We start from the raw sequence: 609 nt of genomic DNA on the forward strand, positions 1-609 counted from the left end.
ACTGGAATTAAAAATTTTATCCAACCAGTTTTAAAAACCAAGGCTCCACAACAATTATTTATAGCTGAAGCACTAGAAGTATAGCCCTAGATATATCTGAAATAATTTATTTTGGGGAAACTCTAAATATTAGGTGAGTTGACTACTGCATCATCTTCAAGTCCGCTTACAGTAATAACCGGCAGTGCTGCTTCTTTTGCCGATACCTGTACAAATGCCTGGGAAAACAGTATCACACCTGCAGCAATTACAAGCAGCTGGAAGATATTCATGAAAATCCTTCTGGATTTTTTTATTTTATCCACCTGTTCGTCCTCCTTATAATATATTTAATTTTATTCCATGGAGCACACAGGCAGAAAAGGCGGACTCCGGTTTCCTTTCGTTCCTGCCCTGCATTTTTGAACAGTTCTGTTTTTCTTAAACAGTTTTATAGTTTTGCACCCCCTAATCCAATTCTTTTTTCTGAATTATAAAACACCTGTAGATTGTCAAGTAAATTTGACCCCTTTTTACGTTTAATTTTGACCCCCTAGAGTCTAAATTATATTTAGGCCAAAACCATCATATTTTAATTTTTTAGTATTAATTATTAATTGCTTAGATTCA

1 protein-coding gene is annotated in these 609 nt (G+C 34.3%); it reads right to left on the bottom strand.

Annotated elements, in window-relative coordinates:
• Positions 1–122: 122 nt before the first annotated feature.
• Entirely contained in the window at positions 123–305 is a 183-nt protein-coding gene (locus CLLU_RS18555) for a hypothetical protein (RefSeq protein WP_106011223.1), read from the bottom strand.
• Positions 306–609: the final 304 nt, after the last annotated feature.

Source organism: Clostridium luticellarii (genome assembly GCF_002995845.1).
Taxonomy (GTDB): Bacteria; Bacillota; Clostridia; order Clostridiales; family Clostridiaceae; genus Clostridium_B; species Clostridium_B luticellarii.